Source organism: Teredinibacter sp. KSP-S5-2, from assembly GCF_032773895.1.
Lineage (GTDB): Bacteria > Pseudomonadota > Gammaproteobacteria > Pseudomonadales > Cellvibrionaceae.
In genome coordinates this window covers 920631-941902 of record NZ_CP120416.1, presented here as the reverse complement: position 1 = coordinate 941902, position 21272 = coordinate 920631, and the positions used below count along the sequence as shown (strand labels likewise).

Genomic DNA, 21272 nt, shown 5'->3' with positions numbered 1-21272 from the left:
TTGCTCAGCGAGATACGAATTATTTTTTTGAAACGCGCTCATATCATCGCGTTTTACCGTGTTATCAGGCTGAGCCTGTTCATAGATAATCAGTAAAATTCCGTCATCGTTTCCTCCTGTAAAAAGGTTACCGAGATTTAAAATTGGTCGTTCCCGGCACCCACCGGGAATGACCGGGAATAAGCGGGAACGACCATGTTTTTGTATTTTTTGTGTTTATTCATGTTTAATGCGGTTTGTTTTCCCGAGTCCATTACGGCTTGTTCGGGTGTGTAGAAGACTTGGATAAATGCCCTGGTTTGAATTTGGCTTCGCCTCTGGCAACGGGTCCATTCGGTTCATCCAGCCACTTCACCGTTGATTGTCCAGGGGCAAGTGCCGCAACTAACCGCTGCTCCAACTGCAGTTGTTCCACCATGCCAAATAAAGAATGTTTACCCAGCTCTCTAAACTGGTTCGGTAATTCAAACCGTCGCTCCCACACTCCGTTTAAGCCAGTTTTTGTATAGGGCTTCCCATCCAATGCAGCCTGAGAAATTGCCACCACCAACTCTTGTAAATCAGCTCGATTACTCTGCTTTTTTTTGGCAATGTCATAAGAACGATCCACCAAAATCCCCGACTGCTCATCACGCACATATGTGGTCACTTTCATATTTGCGCGACCATTGGCTTTCACCACACCACCAAACACCACACTGCCACGCGAATAGATTTCATTTATCGAACTGCAGATTTCCTTTGCTGTATCCACCGGCGGTTGCCAAAGGGCATAGGCCATACGCACTCCATCTACTAATCCACCAGTTCCACGAATTGCCTCCCTCGCTTGCTCCGGGCTAACGGCTTCTCGTTTGGAAAAATGGTGAGACACAATGACCGAGGCATGTAATTTAGAAGCCAGCGCAGAAAGTTGCGTACACACGTATTGCGCGTTTTCCGGGACGTTAAAATCCAACGCACACAACGGTTGCAACGGATCAAAAATCACCACGCGCAAATCAGGAATACTGGCCAATTGGTTCGTGAGTTCGTGCCAAAATTCGGTGGTGGTAGGAATGCGTTTATTCTGATCAGGGAAAAACAAGGGACGTGTGCCACCGGCATCGGGCAAAGGCACGACATACAATTTATCCGGCACATCACCCAATGCAGAGAGACGAATATGCATTTCAATCGCATCATCCTCTGCAGTGATGTACACCGCCGCTCCTTTGGTCAGCAACGCGCCACCAAATAACACCGGCGCGGTGGGTCGATAGCCATTGAATGCCGCCACTTCTCGAGCAAGTTGTGCAAGAAGAAACGATTTACCCACCCCACCCGCTGCGGCCAACAGAGACACTTGTGCCATTGGAAACACACCCTCGCACAGCCACTCCCGTTGCTTAGGTGTGCCAATAAATAAATCACTGGCTAACCAATCATTTAAATCAAAGCGACGTGTCTTCACCGACGTTTTTTCGGTGTTTTTTAAAAACTGTTCAAGATCAACGCCGCTTTCAACTGCATCTGCCGCATCCCATTTGGTCGGAAGATCCGTAGGAATATGTAATATCTCAATGGATCTTGCCCCCGCCTCCGCAATGGCCTGTGCCGCTTTTTCTGCGTATTCTTTTCCCGCCTCATCGTTATCCGGCCAGATCAAAACTCGCTTGCCTTCCAGTGGCGACCAATCGGTTTTTTCTATTGGCGCATTTGCACCGTTCATTGCCGTGGTGGCAGTAAAGTCGTGAGCGATTAACGCATCACAGCATTTTTCTCCCTCCACCAAAATCACATCCGTGGCTTTGGCAATGCCGACTTGGTTGTAGAGCGGACGCGGATTAGGTGCCAGCCCTTTTCGCGCTAACACATCCCACGGTCTAAATTCTTTTCCTTCCTCGGTGTCGTAGCGATAGACACAGGCGATAAGCTTTCCATCGGCATCGTGGTAATCCCATTTATGCGACCAGTGACCCAGCTCATCCTTCGGCGGTGATTTTATTTTTGGTTTATTTGTAAATGCTGGTGTTTCCCCCAGCCATACCGCCATATCCTGAATGATTTTTGTAAATTCGCTCTGCACGTCGAAGCGGTGAACTCTCGCCCACAAATCGACAATGTCTCCGCCTTCGCCAGTAGCAAAGTCTGTCCATAGACCCTGCTTGCTGCCACCTAACTCGACGACTAAGCTTTTCCCCCGGTTGCCTTCCAGATCACCAATCACAAATTGTTGACCACGCACTTTTCCTTCAGGAAAAAACGTATCCAACACCGAATCCAATCGATCCAGAATGCGGGATTTAATTTCCATTGCATCCTGGCTATCGATTTGCGATTGGGAAATATCGTCCGCTGAATTAAAATTCAACCAGGCGTTATCACTCATCGAGGCACACGCTCCCAACATCGATCCTGCCACGGACATATTCGACATTCGTAGTGGGTGTCGGTTTTGGTCATGCGCGGTTGCAACTCACCAGCCTCACACGCTTCGATAATCCGCACACCGCGATCAGAGCGTTGTTGGGCAAGCGCGCCGTTAAATGCCACTAACTCGAAATGAATTTCAGCGGTCTCTTTGTTGATGGCAGTAAACAATGCGGGATTGCTTGAGATACCTGGAAATTGCGGTTCAAGATAGGCTTGATACAACGGCATCTGTGCGGCATACACCGGATCAACAATTTCCACGCCCTGATTTTTGATTTGCCTCCAGACTTTGTTGGCCTTGGATTTACACTCCCACAACATGGGAAAAGAAAAATCAAATTGACTGGGCGCATTCACAATCACCCCATCAATGTGCCCCTGAATTTTCCCATTGAGGGTTTCAAAACCGAATTGATCCCCATCGCTGTTGTGCGTCAGCAATTCAAAACCGGCCATCTTTAGCCATCGCACCATCAGTTCTTCAAATACATGACCTGCATCGAAGTTTCTTAGTGTGGTACCCAAGAAATCTCGTCCAGAGTCTTTCGGTGTATTGCTATACTCATATTGCAATGCACGGTCACAGGATGCGCCCAATCGTGATGCACCGAGATAGTTTCGTTTTGGTTTAAGTTTGTTTTCCGCATCCAAGGCAAGATCAATGCGTTTCATGATGACCTCAGAAAAACTGAGTCGATGATTAAAATCCAACATGGTCACACCTCCATTAAAACGACACACGGTCTTCGATAAAATCGGAAGACGCTTGTGCTTGTATTTGGTTAGCGATGGATTGGCGTTGACGGTGGTAACTCGCCACCACTGTCTCGATTAAGCCCACGATGTTATCTTTGGTGTATTCTTCCAGTGACTTTGTTACGCCCACCTGTTGGCAGATATAATCCGCCAGCGGCCCAATCGTTAAATCGATGGCCTGCGTATGTATGTTTTCGTTATCCACATTCACTCCAATAAAGCGGAGCCGTGTGTCGATGTCCTGGCATTGCTTTGAGCAGTACTTTCTTGGCGAAGCCATGTCTATTACAGTAAGTAAACGCACCGGGTAATGACGGATACTTAAAGGCGGTTGCGACCAACCAAAGCCCCTCGCCCATTTTCTACAGACAAAACAATCCCGCGACACACTCTCTGCCTTTTAAAAAATTGAGAATTTAATTGTTGAATAAAGCGCGATTCGTTCGCGCTCACATTAGCGTGACACTACTGCGCCCAAGTTGGTCTCCCACTCGAGCTGGCCGTGGTGCTGGCAGATTGTGTATTCGGCGTTTGCGCTTGGCTTTGCCTTTGCGTTTGCATCGGTGACGTTTGATATTGACCCGCAGTGTGCTGGGGCATGGCATATCCCCCGGTTGATGATGACGATGTAACCGGTGATTGCGCTGGATTGATTTCAAGCCCCGCCATTAAATTTGCGTAGTCCGCGTGCTCTTTCGTTATGGCTATACTGATCGTGTTTTTGGGATCACCCTGACTATCCCGCTCTTTACCAATCTTGGCGATAAACTCAACGCCGTCTAATTCAGCAAAGCTGTTAATACATCGCGCTTGCTGAGCCTGCGGTGAATTATCAATGGGGTCGAGGTTACGTGCAGAATTCAAAATGCCTTTGATAAAAGATCGCCCCATATTGCCCCAATCCGGTCCTTTACTGCTGTGTAAGCCGATTAATCGCCACACTTTCCGTTTATCGTATGCTCCACCGATGACCACAAACTCACAGCTTAAATACACTGCGCCCGTCGTCGGATTAAAGGTGGCATACCCACCAGTCCATCCCATTTGCGGATCATCAAATCCACCAGGTTTAATGCTCATTCGTACTTTCGCCAACGTGCCATTGGGAATTAAATCAAACTCTTGTTGATCTTCTGCGTTGTTAAAATCATTCCAACTCATGATTGGCCTCCTGTGTTCGTTGCGGTGTGGACTGCAGTGGATGGTTCATTTATCGGCGTCATCGCTTGCGGGGGTGGATCACCGTATTCCAACCGCTCCAATGCACTTTTCACCGGGCCTTTTATTTTTTGCATGAGCTTGCCAAGGTGAGCAGGCTCTTGCAGGTCCAATCGACCACTTCGGTCTTTTGCCGGGTAACGCATCGGATTAATTTTGTGGTTGATAAAGACCCGTGTATTGTTGCCCGATACATCAGGCACATCCACCATCGTCACCACTTGATCCAATATGCCCGGTAATTCCAAGCCCGTTTTGGAACCGTCAATTTGTGCCTCAAAAATACGGCGTCCATAATCGTCCGACCGTTCTTGTAAAATCCCCAGAAGCCAAATATTTTTATTGCGCGTATGCTGGAGATGCGTAATCCAACCAATCATTTCCTGGCCGAGTAATCCATACGCACCGCGCATATCGAGTTTGCCGGTTTTTTCCGAGATAGCTTGCGGTTGACCTTTGCACCACTGCAAACAAAATCGTCCTGCAACTGAAATGGAGTCAATAAAAAACGTGTCGTACTTATTGAGTTTTTTGGCATCGCCAAACTTTTCACACACGGCATCGTAATGGGCTTGGCTGTATGCTTGGTCAGGACGATGCGCAGGATTGGGTCCACCGATATACACCGCATAATCACGGCACTCTTGCCACGTCTTCGGACGCAAGGCGTCCCCTTCCCAACCTTCAACTGCCAAATCCCCCGCTTCTAAATCTAAAAACAACGTAGTGTTTTCAGGAATCGTCCACAGCAGTGAGGTTTTCCCAATCCCGGCTTCGCCCAGGATTAATCCTTTGATTCCACTCTTTTCTTTTTTTCGTTGATCGGCAGTGACTATAGGAAATCCCATTACTTCACCTCCCCAAATTTAAATGTAGGCTTACCGAGTTTGACGGTTCGTGCGGGGGCATAGGTTTGCTGGAGTGCGTGCGACCACCCATTAAATTTACGCTCCGGCACTTTGTAGGTGATGTCCATAAACTCAGTTGGATCGAGATTCGCTTGTCGAATGTTGTGCGCAATCGACGCTAACTGATCCTGATCCCATTCAATTTTTTTCGGTTGATCCGCCACAATGGGAAGACCATCGTCTTCGAAATTCACCACACCCGTTTCTTTTCCAGTTAAATCCCGAAGCACACTGGCTTTCTCAGAAAACTTCAACGACAAGGCTGCATCGATACTGGCTTTCTTTAGCTTGGCTCCTTGTATTGCGGCTTCCGCGTCAAGCGTCAACTCGCGCAATATTTGATTGGGTTGTTGTGAGATTTCTGCAATCGAAAACTGTTCTAATTCATCGTATTTCATGAAGCTCTCCTCTTGTAAGCTGCAGAAATATTCTGAAAAGGAATACGAATACGGTTTTCATACTCTTCGATGTCTTCCCGTAAATACCTCACCCTGCCAGGGTATTGCAGATAGGCAGGCCCGATCTTTTCCACCCGCCAACGCTGCACTGTCCTGACAGTCACACCGAAATACTCGGCAACTTCCTTCTGCGTCATTTTTTCATTTTCCAAACTCATGGTTTTCCTCTCGTTTCGTTGTTTATCGAGAGGTCATTCTGGAAAACCGTTTGGACGGGCGACAATAGCCAAATTGGACGGGTTTTTGGACGGGATTTTGGACGGAGAGAACTGCTTCCCCGTCCAAATTTGGACGGCGGATAGACGGCGATTGGACGGAGAGACTATTTATTCATCACTAACAACAAATAAACAACCAAATTTGCTTTGGTACGAAGGACAAAAGAAATGTGACATCTATGCATTCGTATAGGCGTTGAGTGCATTTCTAAGGATGAACCACTTGCTGATATTATTTATGATAGCCTGACGGAGAATATAAAATTAACATGGTCTCAAAAGAAAATGCATAAAGTTTACGAAAACATCTATATAGGCAATTTCATTTACTTATTGGGGGTGATATCTGAAAGAGAGCGTCTGGCATCGTCCAAGGAAGCCAACTTGTCGGTTTCACTCTATCAGCAGACACCATCAGACCCACATATAGGCGATTTCTTTTCTACGCTGGATGGTCGAAGTATTATTATTGAGTTTAAAAAAGATGAAGCCTCTATCGATAAAAAGGAAGTCGAAAAGCAAGAACAGCTTTACTATAAGCTAAAAAACAAAGAAACTGATCCCGATCTAAAAACACTATCGACCTCTTGTCATTTTTTGGGTGTCGGGGAAAACATCTCCGGCGGCTCAGCTAACATCCATTTTCGGCTATACACGAAACTTCCCAACGGAACCCCTATTACCACTCCGATAGAAACCTTTATTTCAAACTACTGCACAGGAAAAAAGATCAATATTCATCAGTTAAACAATCTGCAGTATTCAACCACTATTGGTAGCGATAGCAAAAAATTTAAAGACTACCTAGAACTCTTGAGGAGTTTAAACAGTAGCAAACGGACAGCAAGTTCCGGCGGACTCATTGTCAACATTTCACCTGAAGGTAAAATCAACTTACTCTCCACCCCTAACATTCAGAGCCTGCTTCAACACCTGAGCGACCTCAATCAAAGCCTGCAGAAGGCAGCACCCCAACCAGCATTTGAGCCAAAAAATGCACCTCAACTCAGGTAGTAGCAGTGAGGTTTCTGTTTTGATTTACTAACGACATTCAAATGCGTTTAGTGAGTGGATTGGTTTTGAGCAAACAGTGGCAGAACCTGAAATACAGTATTCAATCTGCCACAGAAGAATGTCGATAGTGAATGACGTCTAGAATAATGCGCTATTTGACTTCTTTTTCTTGAAGGTTGAGATTGGTCACATCAGGCTTGGCCTGCTTGATTGTCTCGACAAGCTTTTCACTTATAAAATATACAGAATGATCCTCTGGCACTCGAAATAAATCAGGAACATCCTGTAGCTTTTCAAGATCAAAAACAAACTCATCAACACCAATGACCTTTCCATCGTCCGTATAATCAATATCTGACAACTCTTTATTCAAACAATCATAGGTACCCAATGGGTTGATATAAAAATACTCATCCGAGGCAATACGGCCTTTATGATTTTCAATGGAAACAGGCAAGTACTCACAGGCGTCCCCACACACACTTTCGATAGTATTCTTTACAGATTCATGGGCAATTATGGAAAGTTCAGCGTTTCCAATAAAATCAGACAACACCAATCCCCCTCTATCAGACATTTTTGCCACTACATCTTCTGGATATTTTGATGCTGCCTTCTTCCCTGACATAATGTACGAAGATAATAACGCAATTTCTTCTGGTGGGCGCTCGATAAAACTAAAATCCTTATCCTGCCGCCGATACACATTGAGTTTGTAGTATTTCACAGAAGAAAAGTCCTTAAAGATAAGTTACGAAGTCTACTTGACTTCTTTTTCTTGAAGGTTGAGATTGGTCACATCAGGCTTGCCTGTTTTTATCGCGTTCACTAGCCGCTCACTCATGAAGTATTCGGAATGGTCTTCAGGAACACGAAACAGGTCTGGTACTTCCTGTAATTTTTCACGATCAAAGACAAAGCTTTTAACACGAATAACCTTGCCATCGTCCGTATATTTGATTCTGGAAAATTCTTTATTAAGACAATCAAAAGTGCCTAGAGGGTTGATATAAAAATACTCATCCGAGGCAATGCGACCTTTATGATTTTCAATAGAAACAGGCAAGTATTCGCAGGTATCACCACACACATCTTCAATTATGGTTTTTACGGATTCATGGGCAATAATGGAAAGTTCTTTATTGCCAATAAAATCCGAAAGCACCCTTCCCCCCCGATCCGACATTTTTGCTACTACCTCTTCTGGATATTGAGATTCAGCCCTATCTCCAGACATGATATACGAGGACAATAGCGCTATTTGCTCCGGCGGCCTCTCAATAAAGCAATAATCTGGGTCTTGCCGATCATACACTTCAAAATGGTAATACTTCATTTTCTAATAAACCTTAATTATTGATTTAATCTTGCGAGACTATCCAAGGAGCGACCACCTTCCCACTCTAATATCAATTCAAGCAGCTCTTCAGAAAGATCCTCCAGTTTTTTCTTATCCAACTCAAAATCGGGTTCTTCACATTCTCCAACCTCTGCATTTTGGATGGTCTTTCTATAGCCTTCCAAAATTTTCGTCAGACCTTTATCCATATCGCGTACCATTTCATTGTACACCGGGTGATCCGTGCAACTGGCTTCAACAGAGGCATCATCCCCTTCTTTCAGCACCAAGTGCCTGGGCATATCCAAAATTCTGCCCACCTCTTTGTCCTGCGGTATTAACAACATATTAATCTTGTGATTGATGTTGTATTTTGCCTGCAACAACCCCTTTTCCATCAAACGCCCTACTTCATAGGGCTCATCGACGATGGCTTTCTTTAAGGTGCCCTTTGGAATTAGATGGTGCGCATTTTGCCAATACGGCCAAGTGTCTTGTGTAAAGTTCTTACCCATTTTCACCCGAGCATCCCTTCGACCAAAATTGCGACGCCTTATCGTTTTTGGTGGTCCGCCTACATCCCAGTCGCCTTTACCCGGCACTGGCACCTTGAGCATATAGCGCGCTGGATACATGTTCCCGCTGTTCGTCGGGAAAGCAGAAGTCATTACACCGCCTTCCTCCGCATATCGTTCATTAATTTCATCCAGATGGTCGTTATAGGAATGCAGATATTTCTTTATTTCACTGTTCGATTTGGCCTGCTCCACGGCCTGATACCGAAAATTACACGAATTCTTTCGGCCAAAATTGGAGTGTCTGGCACTATCGTGTCCCGTTAAACACGCGCCTCCCTCCGTGCCACCTTTTGTAGAGATGTGTTTTTGTTTATTGGCTTCAATAATAAAGTGATTTTTCTTCTTCGCCATCTCAACTGCCTCCTCAGTTTGACGTCACTAACGTAACGCCAATATTGCCGTTGTCCGATACTGAGCATATCAATGCCAAATTGCTTTTTGCATAACCGCGTTCAAAACTACGTGTCGCCAGCGCAACTGCAGCAATACCACTTGCAGCGCCCACGTCTCCCCAGCTTGTGGCAGGGACGATTTCATTGCAATGCTCCAAGGCCACCCGCTTACTGCCTTTTAATGTCACTTGCGCAATGCCCCACACTATTGCTCGCCATTCTTCGCCGTTAATGTCTAAATAAATATCCCCCCAATAAGGTTGCTCACCTAACACACTGAGCGCTTCAATAACGGCTTTGCCAAGTTTAACACCCAGCTCTTTCGCCAATACATGGGGGCTATTCGATTGGTCTTCATCGGTTTCATCTACATCTGAGCTGTCGTTGTCCGCATCTTCTTCCGAGACTTGCTGCTCATGAGTAACGTGTACAGAATTAAGAATGCGCGACATCATTATGCCATTTCGCTCTTGGCATGCCTCCGGGGTTTCAAGCAAGGCTATTGCAGCAAGTTCACCGGGTATGATACCCACGGGGTTCTCCGGTGTTTTGAGACGCTCATCTTCTTGTAATTGCTCAATGCACAGCGGTTCCAGCAAGGAGTCAACACTAATGCAGAGTGCGCGCTTATAGTGCCCAGCGTTAAAGGTTCGGGCAATCGCACGCAGGGATCTTGCCCCACCGGATTGTCCTTCAAGAAAGTAACCATTGGGTGGAGTAGAAAGTTTAATGCCAAACCGGGCCGCCAAGACAGCAGATAGATATTGCTGAAGCCAACTTACAACCTCATCTTCCGGCCAGTTAAACCGCTCGGAAATATTCGGAAGCACCCAAACGACGAGCACGTCCTCCCAAAAGGCGCTGTTATTTACCTCTAGCCCAGAATGATCAAGCAAGTCACTCAGCGCATGCTCCAACAATCGTAAAAGCCGCCCCTGCTGGATAAAACCTTTTGTAATTAATGGAATCGGCGCGCCCAATAGTGGTGCTTCCAACTCATCCTCATCAAACACAAATTGTCCGTCCACCGGGCCAAAGCGGCTTATACCCGCTCTCACTGACGCCGCAGAGGTGGCCACATCAAACCCCACACAGGAGACCATTCCCAGGCCAGTAACCATTGTATATGCCGACATTGTGTTCCCTTTTTATTCTGCTAGTTACGAGGCGTGTAATTCAATGATCGGTAGGAGTCGCAATTGAGCCAGCTTTTTGGTGCTAAAGAAACTGGCTCACCGCCTGTCATTAACGGTCCAGGTGCGAGCTGAACTTCTCTCTGAGAAAACAAATTGGCTTGCTTTGCCAATTTCAACCAGGCAATAATTTCCATTGAAACATGGGATGTGATTTCAGCTTCTTCCAAAGTACCTTTATACCGGTCTCCACCTTCTGCCCATTTTTCCTGATGCTCATTGATGAGCATTTCAAGAGCCCCCCAAAAATCTTCGTGCTCTTTATCCAAATACGCACGCAGTAACACAAAGCGCTCATCCTCGTTGTCATTATGAAGCGTCTCAAACGCTTTCATTAAATTTTCAATCGCCTCTTGTTCTTTCCCCAGTCCGATTAAATCTAAAAGGATACGCTTGTACAGAAAGTCTTCTTCGTATTCTTTCCGTGCGTTAACGGTAGTCGCCGCTGCTTTAGCAAGACGACTGAGGGAAGCGGTATCGTTCAAATAAATGGCATCAAACAAAACATTTATTTGTGACGTCGCCTTTTCACTTTCTTCTGCATTTTCGAGAAACTCGCAATAGGCTTGAATACCTTTTGCCACTTGTCTATTTAAATTCGCAGGGTCATTACTCATGAGAAATTCCCCTATGCCAACTTGCCGATAGAGATCCGATATTCGATTAAAATACAGCAATTTATAGGGTGGAGGTGACGACAAACTTGTAAGAATATCCTCAAGAGTAATCGCTTGATTTTTCACCGCCATAGGCAGGTACATCGTATTGGAATCTCCTGTTACGTTTGAACACTTTTATATCTGAAAAAATGGAAAAAAACTAAAGTGTACTGCACAAAACAACCTATTGGTTAGTATGAACAGGTTCATCTAGCGCTATCCCGTCGTACCCATTCGCCATCTCGCTCAACCAATCCCCCCTCTCCGACATCTGATTCTTAAAATATATCTTTAGATATTAATTTAAACCTTTAGCAAGCTATCATCGAACCAAACGTCTTCATAATCTCCGGCTATGAGAAACCTCCATCCAGGAGCTAATCCCAAATATTTTTTTACTTGCGGACACCAATCATCAAGGTGTTCGACGTGCAGAGGCTTAAAAAAATTTGGATCATCGGATAATTCTTCACCAGCATAGATATACCAACCCGTGGTATCCCCTTCCGGCGGATGGCGAAGACCGTTAATTGGTACAATACCATCACGAATATTACTAGCTATACCAACTTTGAAATTATTTGGAGAAGATAAAAAATCAGACTCATACTTTTTGCATAGCTCTCTTTGCAATTCTTCTATTGCGGACGTTTTCATAGCCCTAGATCCTTTTTCTGCTCTTTAGAATATTTGCTCAATTCGCCTCCTTGTTTGTTTGAACACGTTGGACACTGCGGCTGTACTGAATCGATATCTCGCATACGTGTCTTATCAATGGCTCCCGTTCTATAGTACTCTTTTACAAGCGGCTCTTTGTGATCGGCGTATTGTTTAGGAGTCCTAGCACCACAATCTACACAGGGTTTACCCTGAACAGACTCCCTCTGAGCTTTCGTCGTTGCACCAGATGGCCGCTTGTAGGGTTTAGTGATTTCAGGCGCTTTTTTTGCAACTTTTGGCTTTCCTGTGAGTGCCTTCCAAATATCTCCTAGCTTGACATCCCCTCTCGCGCCTCGTCCACCAAAAGCACCTCCGCCCTCTAGCATTTCATCAATTGTATCACTCAAGCTTAAAGGCATGTGGTCGTTTCGTAGATCCCTTGGCGCACGACCATCTGGGTCAACATAGCGATAAGGATTGTTATTCGCATAGGTATAGCGATTAAACATATGCGGATTTTTTTCGATATGATTCAGCACATGCTCAGGATCACGACTGATAAAACGTCCGATTTCCGGGTCGTAATATCGGGCTCCAAAATAAATCAGGCCGGTTTTATCGTCGTACTGCTTCCCTGTGTAGGAAATCGCCTCATTGGTTTTATCACCACTGACCTGCTCACCAAAGGCGGCATAATCTTTACGCCATACGACTTTTCCCTGTTCATCTGTTGCAGCAACAACAGAACCATCTTTATCATGGTGAAAGTAGGTCGTTGTCCTTTCTGCAAAGCTTGGAGTAACAGAAAATATCAACGTAGATATCAGGAGGAAGGAAAAAACGCTTCTAAAAAAATGCCCCATAGTCATTATCAACTAATCCTTACAGAAATTTATTGTATTTGAACGTTTTACGCTCATGCAGCGGGATTTGTTAAAGAGGTGGAGCTTTCAGAAGAGAAAACGTTATCCATAACAAATCATCCCTGTGCGCATTCGACAAGGACGATTATAAATATCTTTCAAGAGACTAATGAGGAGCTGGGTGACAATATTTAACTCTTCAATCGTGTCAGAGTTCAATATTTAACCGATAGTAACCTCTTCTTGATCTCTGTATATACTGCTCCCAGTTTCCTTTGCCCTTAAAGATCGACGGGATCTGCGTTGCACCTCCCGCCACTGGCTTGGTGTTTTCCAACAATTCCTTCGCTGAAATTTCCCACCGTCCGTTCATTGCCTGTTCGACTAAATACTCAACAATTGCAATGGCACGATCACCAGTTACCGTCCAGGCGGGCTTACCGGGAATACTTAAAAGATGTAACTGCGGATCATAGGAACAAACCACTTTTCCACTCGCATCCCGTACTTCCTTTTTCTGAGTAGTAGGTGCAATCTGAGCCTGCTTTTTTTCTCCTCGAAACAACAAACAGTCTATAGAAGGCACCGACGGTATCGCTGGTTGATCTAACACCAACACCTCCCAAAGTTGCCGAAAATGCATTCCAGAAGGCCAGCGAAATTGTTCAGCATTAAATCGACCGCAATACAAAATGAGTCCCACGGCTCGCTCATTTTTCAGGGTATCCAAAATTTCCTGCCTCGCAATTCTCATCCCCCGGACTAAAAAAACAGGGAACTGAGTACTCCCTTGTAAAACACCCTCACCCAGGTAGTACACATACTTGGAGCACGCTCTCACGCTGTCTTTAAATGCGATAAATTTTTCTTGTATCGCCTTGATTACAGCGCGCAAAAATTTATTTTCATCAACTTGATATACCGCGATTTCATTTAAGCCAACCTGACGAATGGCCAGTGTATGCGGGCAGGAAAATTTTACTTGCTGCTCGCCGGGAATATCGTGGACAGCGACCGAATTAATTCGTCCCATATAGGTATATCGATAAATACCTGCATAACCACATTGTCTTAACCAGTGTTGCCAGTCTTGCGGTTGGCGAATACGGTGTAGATGAATAAGTTCCCACACAGGTATGCCTTCGATCACCGGAGTATAAAGCCCACGAATCTTATCCAGGGACTGCTCAAATAAACTAATCAATGTTTGTATTTGGTCGGGATTCATTCTGGACAATGATGACCTCCTTCATGTTCATGAAGAATTTGCCATCGCTCTAACATCTGATAGCCGAGCATACGCTCCTCAATACAATCGGAGTCGATGTACACGGTTTTATGATCCACCAAACAAATTGACAGGAACTTTGGGGGGCGTTTCCTCAACACGATATTCATCGAAAGACATATTTTCGAAACTTCATACATTTCTAAGCCGCGAAAATCATTCGCACAGGAATACACATCCTCAATACCGTTTAAATCAACGGATAAGTCGATTGTGCGACTACGTTTGTATAACGATAACTGAGTAACCTTCACCTCCCGAACAACGCCACCATCAATGGGTAAATGCGGTGGCGACCGAAACGTAAAGTAGTCAAATTCAAACATAGACCAAGTTCGGGGTTCTTCAGAATACATCAACGCCTGATTCACTCGTCGTGCGATTTTATTGCGTAACATCGTGCAATCAGCGGACACTTCCAGTACGTTGAGTGAGTGATTCAAACAAATAAAAATGCTTTCGTAAGAAGATGCCGTTTCTTCCAGCGCGACACCTTTTTCAAATTGCGCAACCAATTTTGGCCGTGTGGGATACTTAATCCACAATACGGTGCATTCTAAAAATTCACTGGTAATGGCATCGGTAAACTGAAACTGTCGCTGTTGGATATTGATCGACTGAGACGGGCAAAACAGGACATCAGCCAACAACTGCCGGAACAGATCAATCTGTTCATCTTCGCCTTGAAATACACTGTTTGCAGAAAACCGAAATACAGAGCTTGGCTTTTTCCCCCATTGAAACACCAACCCGGAAAATTTTAGTGCGTTGTGCATCTGATCAAAAATTTCAGGGAAGTGACTATTTAGCCAAAGACTACGATCATATTGATTCCCGGCGTAAAAATATTGTTGTCGTTGATCCGTTGGCAACGAGGAAAGAAAATGGTCGAGCGCGGTTGTATCATCAATGTCCGCCATATCATAAATGGTTTTTGCCCAATCAATAACACTGTTCGGAACATTGCCCCGCCACTGCCCCACTGGAGCAGAAAACACGGTATTTGCTTCGTCACCAAACCGTTTGTTGAGTGCAAAAGCCAACTTTTCTTTGGAGGCATGGTTATACAAAATATCTAGATATGCAGAACTGGGCACAAAGTTTTCCTTGTCTAAAATCAATCAGCAGTTTCAGGTACGTAGCGTAAGAGCTTCTTCCCACTGAAAAATGGTACAAAACGTCATATAAAGTTCAAAAAATGTGACTATTTACGAAATTTAAAAATTATAAGCGCCACCAAGCGCATGACTTGGGGGAGTTAAATGGTATTGATTAGTGAATTTTTTGCTGGATGGCATGTATGGCAAACGAATGCCGGCACACGTCTGTCGAGAGGAGAGTATTTTCAAAAAGTGCGTTCATCAATTTCACAGCTAGAGCGTTCCTATCTCACATTTACATCTTTTCGTTTTCAATTAAACGACCGTTGAACAACTAATTTTTATCAAACTATCGCGCCAATTGTCAATTTCAAGTGAAACAACAAACACCCTTTTATCAGATTGGCACCAAATACATCATTTCTAATTCAACTTTTACTAATGTTCGGCGCTTTACCCTCCAAAGCACAGACTTTTTACGAATACATAGAGCTAATCGAATGTGTTGATTCAATAAATTATTCCGATAACGACAAATGACGATACGCGCCGTCATCCAGTACCTACGCTCGATCTGAGTTAATTGCGACAATGTTTTGGCTTTCATTTTTTTTGGACAAAACATGGAAACTCAATTCAACACCGCACCGTTATTGCCAACTGAACACGTTTCTCAGCAACAGATTCTGAATGAAGTGGGGCAGTTACTTGCTCAAGCCCTGGTTCGCAAACACGAACAGGAAAAGAAAAGAGAGAGCGAAGTTTAGCTTGCTTTCAACCGGGTACAGAGCGTTCATGGAAAAAACAGAGACAACATAAAAGGAGAAACACAATGCCTGACGTGGTTGCCAAAGTGGCCGCGCTACAGACCATGAGTTCGTATGAATTGCAAGAGCTCTGGTTTGAATTGTATGGCCACGATGTCAGTACCAGCCGAAAAGAATACCTAATACCCAGACTCGCCTACCGCATTCAAGAACTGGCCTATGGAGGATTGTCTGAAGCCGCACAGAAAATTCTTCGGGAGAAACTCGATGATTCCGTGCAAGACCCCGCACCGAAAAAGAGTCAGCTCAATATCCCCGTTGTTGGTACGCGAATCACTCGTGAGTACAAAGGAGTAGAACACCAAGTAACGGTAACCCGCGAGGGATTTGAGTACCAGGGACAAACCCACGGCAGTCTGTCCAAAATTGCCAAAGCCATTACCGGGACCCACATATCTGGCCCTGCGTTTTTTGGGCTAACGGAAAAGAAAAGTCAAACAAAAGGGAAATCCAGAAAATCAAAACCGAAAAAATGACAGCATTTTTTAATTCATTGTACAAGTAAAAGGAAAAACCAATGCACGAAGAAACCAAACGTTGTGCGATTTACACTCGCACGTCATATCAACGGAAAGACGATCAACACGTTACTTCGATCAGAAATCAACAAGCAACCTGCCAACAAATAATCGAGACGAATGCGCATTTAGGCTGGCGAACAATCCCAAAAACCTACTCGGATCAGGGAGCATCCGGTTCGACGTTAGACCGTCCTGGCTTACAGTGTCTCCTGACAGATATTCGCCGTGGTGAGATCGATATAGTCATCTTTTACACGCTTAACCGCCTATCCAGAAACTTTATGGATTTTTCGAGGCTGGTAAAAGCAATGAATCAACACGGTGTGCATTTTATTTCCATTGCAGAAAACTTAGATACCTCTACCACTGCCGGTCGCCTTACTTTGCAGACAATGCTGATGCTTTCTGATTATCAATTGGAGGATGAGCCAACCACTTTTTTTCAAAAAATCAAACAGACAATCCAACAATTTCGCTTACTACGATGGTCATTCTTTACACTCAGGGAGAAGAAAAATGCAAACTGAACACATTTCTAATGCACCTAAACGGAACTATGCCCTGTATCTACGCCGAGCAACACTGACCAATGACCACGATGTGCAACAACAGGTCCAAAAATTGGTGTCTGCCGTTCCCGAGGGTCACACTTACACGCTGTATAAAGACATTGGTTATTCTGGCCGCACTCCCGACCGCCCCGCTTTGAAACGGTTGCTTGAGGATGTGAAATCCCAGGATTTTCAATACGTGGTCATTCCTGCGTATTACTCCCTAGCCCGTGATGACTTGCTTCTCTTGGATCTGAATCAACATTTCAAAAAACGGGGGGTAGACACGCTAACGCTTGATCAGATCACACCACCTCATCCCATTCGTAGTCAGACAAAGACACGACAAAGGCTGCCGGTCATACCTTTGCTCACGCCGCACATAGATGCATTTCGTCACGAAGGGAGGCAAAGATAAATGTTAGAAGTCGCTCCGAAACGTTGTGCGATCTATACCCGGAAGTCTAATTCAGAGGGGTTGGATCAATCCTATACCTCCATTGATGACCAATTAGCGACATGCCGTCTTATGATCCAAGCGAAGGCCCACATGGGGTGGCAGGAAATCCCAGATGTCTACAATGACCCAGGCGTATCTGGCGGTAACTTGGAACGCCCAGGGCTCCAAAAGCTGCTAGAGCATATCCGAATGGGGCTGGTGGATATTATTGTCATTTATAAACTCGACCGGCTTACGCGTAGTTTCTTTGACTTTCCTATCCTGGCCAAGATGTTCGAGAAATACAATGTCGGTTTCTTTTCCGTGACAGAGAGCTTTGACACTTCCACTGCTGCAGGAAGATTGTCACTGCATTCGGTGTTGATGGTGTCGGAGTACCATAGAGAGGATGCCAAGGAGCGTGTGCTCCACAAGATTGCTGCCTCGAAAAAGCTGGGGATGTGGATGGGAGGTAACCCGCCTCTTGGTTATAACATCGAAAACAAGAAGCTTATCGTTGACATTAATGAAGCCAAGATTATCCGTGAAATCTTCACCCAGTTAATTCATTTGGGCTCTGTAACGCACCTATGCAAAGAACTGAATAAGAAAGGCTATCGTACAAAGTCGTTTATTTCCAAAGCCGGAAACCAAGTCGGCGGAATTCCATTCACCCGCACCGCACTCTATAAGCTTTTGCGTAACCCAATTTACGCTGGGCGTGTTCGCCATAAAGATAAACAGTACCCAGGTCAACACGAGGCCATTATTGAAGAAGGCTTGTGGGACGCAGCCCAGGAAATCACATCAGGGCACTGTCAAACCAAGATTATTGAGCACGCGACGCCTTCCCCACTTAAAGGGCTTCTCTACGGCCCAGACGACCATCTTATGACACCTACTCATACCAAACGCAGAGGTAAACGCTATCGCTATTACGTGACACACACGGCTCAAAAAATCAGTCGGGAAACGTGTCCGGTAAAAACCGTCCGCGCCGGAGAAATCGAGGGCATTATTATTGATCAGTTAAAAACCGTGTTTCAGCAACCGGAAATACTTATTCGTACTTGGGAAGCCCTTCAGGAAGAAAAGACGGATTTAACGAAAAAGGATGTGGCTGAGGGACTTCAATCTATCGAAAGCTTGTGGGGACATCTCTACCATACCGAGCAAGCTCGATTGATACAGCTCTTCGTTGAAAAAATTCAGTTGTTTGAAGATGGGATAAGCATTCGCTTACGGCCAAATGGGATCACCAACCTCGTTTCCGAAATTCGAGCAGCCAATGATGATAGGAGGAAAAAAAGTGCATAAATCAGACACAGTTACGGTGCATCAAGTTAACGACCGTATTGAAATCTTTATCCCGATATCTCTTAAACGTTATGGAGGGAAAAAGATGATGGTTTCACCCAAGAAAAAAGTTGTTAACCCCGACCGCTTTAGCCCGAATGACTTTGTTCTGTTCCAGGCGCTACTCAAAGCCCATATGTGGAATGATATGCTACTGGAAGGTGCCTACGCGTCCATAGCTGAATTGTCAGAAGGGGAAGGCTTGGCGGAAGGCTACGCCTCCCCCATTCTCAGGTTGGCGTATCTGGCTCCTGATATACAGGAAGCCATATTGCAGGGAACATTTCCCGCCCAACTCACCTTGGCGGATTTTAAGAAACCGTTTCCGCTACTATGGGAAGATCAGAGAAAGCACTTTAGTATAGGCAGCCAGAATCAGGTACCATAGAAATGAAATTGCTATTTATATAAGTTCAAATATTTGCCTGAGATCTCTAGCCTCGGTATCCCACTGGCGAAAATGGCTGTACAAACCATCAACACCTTGACGAAGATCTCCTGTATTCATCACCAGATTTTCCTCCTTAAATAGATCTGAAGCCAAATCATGGCAGTACTTGATCATTTTTGAGGACAAATACTCAGATCCACCTTGGTCACTTGCATACATCAGATGAACATTGGTCGGTAAAAAGTAATCACCCACAATAGGCATTTCTCTTAAGTTAAATTTATTATGATTATCCAAGTCAGAATCCACGATAAAACCGATTGAGCCTAAAAAATTTTGAGGTCTTTTTTCGATCCCCTGTAATACCTGCCACCATCCTATGTTCTCAGGTTTTTCTTTGACATTCCAAGCTTCAAACAACGCTAAAACAGAACCAGCACATGATGCTTTCCCAGAATCATGGTTTTGAATAATAAGATGGTATGCTGCAGTAATAGATACTGTCGAACCACACACTTTTTTTGTATTTGTATCCACCGCAATCAAATGATCATAGTCAAGAAACTGTCGATTAGGGTCTAACCAAACAGTATTTTTCATTCGAGAGCTAGTATGTAATATTTTCTTCCCCCCTTTGAGTCGATCTCTACTGAATTCAAGAGAAGAATCACCTATGAGCGGCATAATCTCTTGCCCTATATAGCCAGACATTGTTTGGTTTTTTAGATCAAGAGCCAAACCGTCATACTTTCGAATATTCATTGGGTCTATTTTTATGGAGATTGTTCTCTGGTATTGTCTTTTATTATTCATTAGCTATTTTTTAAACTCGAGTTTTTTGAGAAATACAAAATGAAACTTTCCAGCTCAATTTACACACCACCGGATTTTAAAAAGTCGCTTCCGATTCTGCGGAAAGATCAGAGAATGTACTTTGGCTTGGAGAGCTAAGTGATTTACTCTCCCCAACTCATTCTCCATTTCTGGAGGGATAGCGCTCAATAGAGGAAGAATTAAGAACGCCCTTAACCTTTATGTTTACCCAACGTGAGACATACCAGACGAGAATCACTCCGGCAAAAGAAGCCAGACCTGCGGCCAAAGTGACTGTTGAGTGAATTAAATATTTGAATACTAGATAAACCAACAACTCACCATATAAATGCACTTTCTAAATTAATCTGATTGACTAGTAGAAAGCCTCGAAATAAACCGTTCAAATACTTTCTGCCCTTTTTGAACATTGTTTTCCATGACTTTCATGTACTCGTCCCTGGAAATATCTAAATCTAATTCATTACGAATGGAGAGAACTACGTTTGGGAGAAGCTCTAATAAGTAGAAAAATTGATTCATACACCGTTCGACAAATTCAAGATGCTCCCTATTTTGCTCACTCCAGAGGTGATTTAGCTCATTATTATAGTCTTCTACTTGGCCTGACTCTCGATCAAAACTCGCATTGAGGCTACTCCATGCTTTCTTATCTACTATTCCCTCCAAATTGTAATTCTTCATGAGATCGACCAAGCGATCTGCATTTGACTGAGCCTTATCTCTGAACCCGCTAATTAAAAGAATCTGATTTCGTCGCTGACCAAGGGGCATTCTTTCCAAGCTCAACGTTAAAATCGAAGAGGAAATCTCTCCCATAAGGTCGACTACTGCTTTAACCGTACCTTCTGACCCCACGATATGCACCTTGGCAATCCTCCCTGTATCATCTGAAAAACCGTCCATAATTTCCTGCTCAGTCAATTCTAAATTGGAGAAATTAGCTATACGGTTATGACACTTTATAATCGACTCTACAGCAATTAACAGCACCTCTTTCTTAACCTGCTTCTCTCTTTCCACCGCCCCTACCTTAAGCTGATTAAGCGTTTTAACTTCTTCCAAAACCGTTGAATATTCTGTCCTGACCTTTTCGACTTTTTCGGTAATTAATCCAATATCTTCTTTCGTGGCTAAATTTTTGGCCTTCTCTGATACATATGATGGAAAGAAAAACTTAACAAGGTAGAAAGCTATACCCCCTGAAACAATTGCCCCAATGCCAAAAGAACCGAAAATTTCGACTAGAGATTTAATTTCTTCTGAGCTCATGATTTAACTGTCCTTTATGAAT

The 21272-nt window shown here is 44.4% G+C and carries 25 protein-coding genes; 7 read left to right on the top strand and 18 right to left on the bottom strand.

From position 1 onward, the window contains the following. Positions 1 to 253 precede the first annotated feature (253 nt). The 7 genes from P5V12_RS04380 to P5V12_RS04350 form a co-directional block, all read right to left on the bottom strand. Positions 254 to 2410 (bottom strand): AAA family ATPase, encoded by a 2157-nt coding sequence (locus P5V12_RS04380; protein WP_316956020.1) that lies wholly within the window; start codon positions 2408 to 2410, stop codon positions 254 to 256. After that, on the bottom strand, positions 2368 to 3129 hold the full coding sequence (locus P5V12_RS04375; RefSeq protein ID WP_316956019.1) for a PD-(D/E)XK nuclease family protein: 762 nt from the start codon (positions 3127 to 3129) through the stop codon (positions 2368 to 2370). The genes P5V12_RS04380 and P5V12_RS04375 overlap by 43 nt, the downstream gene beginning before the upstream one ends. Positions 3130 to 3142: 13 nt before the next feature. Beyond that, on the bottom strand, positions 3143 to 3559 hold the full coding sequence (locus tag P5V12_RS04370) for a DUF6511 domain-containing protein (RefSeq protein ID WP_316956018.1): 417 nt from the start codon (positions 3557 to 3559) through the stop codon (positions 3143 to 3145). Between the two features lie 77 nt (positions 3560 to 3636). Continuing rightward, positions 3637 to 4332 carry a hypothetical protein gene (locus P5V12_RS04365; RefSeq protein ID WP_316956017.1) on the bottom strand — a complete coding sequence of 232 codons (696 nt, stop codon included), beginning with the start codon at positions 4330 to 4332 and terminating at the stop codon, positions 3637 to 3639. Then, complete coding sequence (locus P5V12_RS04360) at positions 4329 to 5237, bottom strand: ATP-binding protein (RefSeq protein ID WP_316956016.1); 909 nt, start codon at positions 5235 to 5237, stop codon at positions 4329 to 4331. The genes P5V12_RS04365 and P5V12_RS04360 overlap by 4 nt, the downstream gene beginning before the upstream one ends. After that, positions 5237 to 5695, bottom strand: coding sequence for a hypothetical protein (locus tag P5V12_RS04355; RefSeq protein WP_316956015.1), 459 nt, complete (start codon positions 5693 to 5695; stop codon positions 5237 to 5239). Before P5V12_RS04355 ends, P5V12_RS04360 begins: the two co-directional genes overlap by 1 nt. Beyond that, positions 5692 to 5913, bottom strand: a complete 222-nt coding sequence (locus P5V12_RS04350) for a helix-turn-helix domain-containing protein (protein ID WP_316956014.1) — start codon at positions 5911 to 5913, stop codon at positions 5692 to 5694. The genes P5V12_RS04355 and P5V12_RS04350 overlap by 4 nt, the downstream gene beginning before the upstream one ends. Positions 5914 to 6258: 345 nt before the next feature. On the opposite strand from P5V12_RS04350, the gene P5V12_RS04345 reads away from it, so the two are divergent. Beyond that, entirely contained in the window at positions 6259 to 6987 is a 729-nt protein-coding gene (locus tag P5V12_RS04345; protein ID WP_316956013.1) for a hypothetical protein, read from the top strand. 151 nt (positions 6988 to 7138) lie between these two features. On the opposite strand, the gene P5V12_RS04340 is transcribed toward P5V12_RS04345, so the two are convergent. The 9 genes from P5V12_RS04340 to P5V12_RS04300 form a co-directional block, all read right to left on the bottom strand. Beyond that, complete coding sequence (locus tag P5V12_RS04340) at positions 7139 to 7714, bottom strand: imm11 family protein (RefSeq protein WP_316956012.1); 576 nt, start codon at positions 7712 to 7714, stop codon at positions 7139 to 7141. Positions 7715 to 7747: 33 nt separating this feature from the next. Then, positions 7748 to 8323 (bottom strand): imm11 family protein, encoded by a 576-nt coding sequence (locus P5V12_RS04335; RefSeq protein ID WP_316956011.1) that lies wholly within the window; start codon positions 8321 to 8323, stop codon positions 7748 to 7750. A gap of 17 nt (positions 8324 to 8340) precedes the next feature. After that, positions 8341 to 9255 carry a hypothetical protein gene (locus P5V12_RS04330; RefSeq protein ID WP_316956010.1) on the bottom strand — a complete coding sequence of 305 codons (915 nt, stop codon included), beginning with the start codon at positions 9253 to 9255 and terminating at the stop codon, positions 8341 to 8343. 13 nt (positions 9256 to 9268) lie between these two features. Beyond that, entirely contained in the window at positions 9269 to 10432 is a 1164-nt protein-coding gene (locus P5V12_RS04325) for a hypothetical protein (protein ID WP_316956009.1), read from the bottom strand. Between the two features lie 20 nt (positions 10433 to 10452). Next, the gene (locus P5V12_RS04320) at positions 10453 to 11250 is read right to left on the bottom strand and encodes an Imm49 family immunity protein (RefSeq protein WP_316956008.1); all 798 of its coding nucleotides are present in this window, start codon (positions 11248 to 11250) and stop codon (positions 10453 to 10455) included. 201 nt (positions 11251 to 11451) lie between these two features. Beyond that, a complete protein-coding gene (locus P5V12_RS04315; RefSeq protein WP_316956007.1) occupies positions 11452 to 11805 on the bottom strand; it encodes a hypothetical protein in 354 nt (117 codons plus the stop codon). Further along, positions 11802 to 12677, bottom strand: a complete 876-nt coding sequence (locus P5V12_RS04310; protein ID WP_316956006.1) for an RHS repeat-associated core domain-containing protein — start codon at positions 12675 to 12677, stop codon at positions 11802 to 11804. The genes P5V12_RS04315 and P5V12_RS04310 overlap by 4 nt, the downstream gene beginning before the upstream one ends. A 202-nt stretch (positions 12678 to 12879) precedes the next feature. After that, positions 12880 to 13908, bottom strand: coding sequence for a hypothetical protein (locus tag P5V12_RS04305; protein WP_316956005.1), 1029 nt, complete (start codon positions 13906 to 13908; stop codon positions 12880 to 12882). Beyond that, on the bottom strand, positions 13896 to 15056 hold the full coding sequence (locus P5V12_RS04300; RefSeq protein ID WP_316956004.1) for a hypothetical protein: 1161 nt from the start codon (positions 15054 to 15056) through the stop codon (positions 13896 to 13898). The genes P5V12_RS04305 and P5V12_RS04300 overlap by 13 nt, the downstream gene beginning before the upstream one ends. 626 nt (positions 15057 to 15682) lie before the next feature. Here P5V12_RS04300 and P5V12_RS04295 point away from each other — a divergent pair. From P5V12_RS04295 to P5V12_RS04270, 6 genes are all read left to right on the top strand, one after another. Continuing rightward, positions 15683 to 15826, top strand: a complete 144-nt coding sequence (locus P5V12_RS04295) for a hypothetical protein (protein ID WP_316956003.1) — start codon at positions 15683 to 15685, stop codon at positions 15824 to 15826. Between the two features lie 65 nt (positions 15827 to 15891). Then, positions 15892 to 16362, top strand: coding sequence for a DUF2924 domain-containing protein (locus P5V12_RS04290; protein WP_316956002.1), 471 nt, complete (start codon positions 15892 to 15894; stop codon positions 16360 to 16362). 41 nt (positions 16363 to 16403) lie between these two features. Then, positions 16404 to 16934: a recombinase family protein gene (locus P5V12_RS04285; RefSeq protein WP_316956001.1), complete on the top strand. Its 531-nt coding sequence runs from the start codon at positions 16404 to 16406 to the stop codon at positions 16932 to 16934. Further along, positions 16924 to 17376 carry a recombinase family protein gene (locus tag P5V12_RS04280; RefSeq protein ID WP_316956000.1) on the top strand — a complete coding sequence of 151 codons (453 nt, stop codon included), beginning with the start codon at positions 16924 to 16926 and terminating at the stop codon, positions 17374 to 17376. Before P5V12_RS04285 ends, P5V12_RS04280 begins: the two co-directional genes overlap by 11 nt. Next, positions 17377 to 18714: a recombinase family protein gene (locus tag P5V12_RS04275; RefSeq protein WP_316955999.1), complete on the top strand. Its 1338-nt coding sequence runs from the start codon at positions 17377 to 17379 to the stop codon at positions 18712 to 18714. Beyond that, a complete protein-coding gene (locus P5V12_RS04270; protein WP_316955998.1) occupies positions 18707 to 19141 on the top strand; it encodes a hypothetical protein in 435 nt (144 codons plus the stop codon). The genes P5V12_RS04275 and P5V12_RS04270 overlap by 8 nt, the downstream gene beginning before the upstream one ends. A gap of 15 nt (positions 19142 to 19156) precedes the next feature. Here the strand turns inward: P5V12_RS04270 and P5V12_RS04265 are convergent, their stop codons facing one another. Together P5V12_RS04265 and P5V12_RS04260 are read right to left on the bottom strand one after the other, a co-directional pair. Continuing rightward, complete coding sequence (locus tag P5V12_RS04265) at positions 19157 to 19957, bottom strand: hypothetical protein (protein WP_316955997.1); 801 nt, start codon at positions 19955 to 19957, stop codon at positions 19157 to 19159. Positions 19958 to 20320: 363 nt separating this feature from the next. Continuing rightward, the gene (locus P5V12_RS04260) at positions 20321 to 21250 is read right to left on the bottom strand and encodes a hypothetical protein (protein ID WP_316955996.1); all 930 of its coding nucleotides are present in this window, start codon (positions 21248 to 21250) and stop codon (positions 20321 to 20323) included. Positions 21251 to 21272: the final 22 nt, after the last annotated feature.

Coding starts and splice junctions, on each gene's coding strand:
- P5V12_RS04285 (WP_316956001.1), top strand. CDS start 16,404: ATGCACGAAGAAACCAAACGTTGTGCGATTTACACTCGCACGTCATAT.
- P5V12_RS04365 (WP_316956017.1), bottom strand. CDS start 4,332: ATGAGTTGGAATGATTTTAACAACGCAGAAGATCAACAAGAGTTTGAT.
- P5V12_RS04355 (WP_316956015.1), bottom strand. CDS start 5,695: ATGAAATACGATGAATTAGAACAGTTTTCGATTGCAGAAATCTCACAA.
- P5V12_RS04380 (WP_316956020.1), bottom strand. CDS start 2,410: ATGTCCGTGGCAGGATCGATGTTGGGAGCGTGTGCCTCGATGAGTGAT.
- P5V12_RS04280 (WP_316956000.1), top strand. CDS start 16,924: ATGCAAACTGAACACATTTCTAATGCACCTAAACGGAACTATGCCCTG.
- P5V12_RS04295 (WP_316956003.1), top strand. CDS start 15,683: ATGGAAACTCAATTCAACACCGCACCGTTATTGCCAACTGAACACGTT.
- P5V12_RS04265 (WP_316955997.1), bottom strand. CDS start 19,957: ATGAATAATAAAAGACAATACCAGAGAACAATCTCCATAAAAATAGAC.
- P5V12_RS04320 (WP_316956008.1), bottom strand. CDS start 11,250: ATGTACCTGCCTATGGCGGTGAAAAATCAAGCGATTACTCTTGAGGAT.
- P5V12_RS04310 (WP_316956006.1), bottom strand. CDS start 12,677: ATGACTATGGGGCATTTTTTTAGAAGCGTTTTTTCCTTCCTCCTGATA.
- P5V12_RS04275 (WP_316955999.1), top strand. CDS start 17,377: ATGTTAGAAGTCGCTCCGAAACGTTGTGCGATCTATACCCGGAAGTCT.
- P5V12_RS04345 (WP_316956013.1), top strand. CDS start 6,259: ATGCATAAAGTTTACGAAAACATCTATATAGGCAATTTCATTTACTTA.
- P5V12_RS04330 (WP_316956010.1), bottom strand. CDS start 9,255: ATGGCGAAGAAGAAAAATCACTTTATTATTGAAGCCAATAAACAAAAA.
- P5V12_RS04260 (WP_316955996.1), bottom strand. CDS start 21,250: ATGAGCTCAGAAGAAATTAAATCTCTAGTCGAAATTTTCGGTTCTTTT.
- P5V12_RS04335 (WP_316956011.1), bottom strand. CDS start 8,323: ATGAAGTATTACCATTTTGAAGTGTATGATCGGCAAGACCCAGATTAT.
- P5V12_RS04360 (WP_316956016.1), bottom strand. CDS start 5,237: ATGGGATTTCCTATAGTCACTGCCGATCAACGAAAAAAAGAAAAGAGT.
- P5V12_RS04350 (WP_316956014.1), bottom strand. CDS start 5,913: ATGAGTTTGGAAAATGAAAAAATGACGCAGAAGGAAGTTGCCGAGTAT.
- P5V12_RS04325 (WP_316956009.1), bottom strand. CDS start 10,432: ATGTCGGCATATACAATGGTTACTGGCCTGGGAATGGTCTCCTGTGTG.
- P5V12_RS04315 (WP_316956007.1), bottom strand. CDS start 11,805: ATGAAAACGTCCGCAATAGAAGAATTGCAAAGAGAGCTATGCAAAAAG.
- P5V12_RS04290 (WP_316956002.1), top strand. CDS start 15,892: ATGCCTGACGTGGTTGCCAAAGTGGCCGCGCTACAGACCATGAGTTCG.
- P5V12_RS04375 (WP_316956019.1), bottom strand. CDS start 3,129: ATGTTGGATTTTAATCATCGACTCAGTTTTTCTGAGGTCATCATGAAA.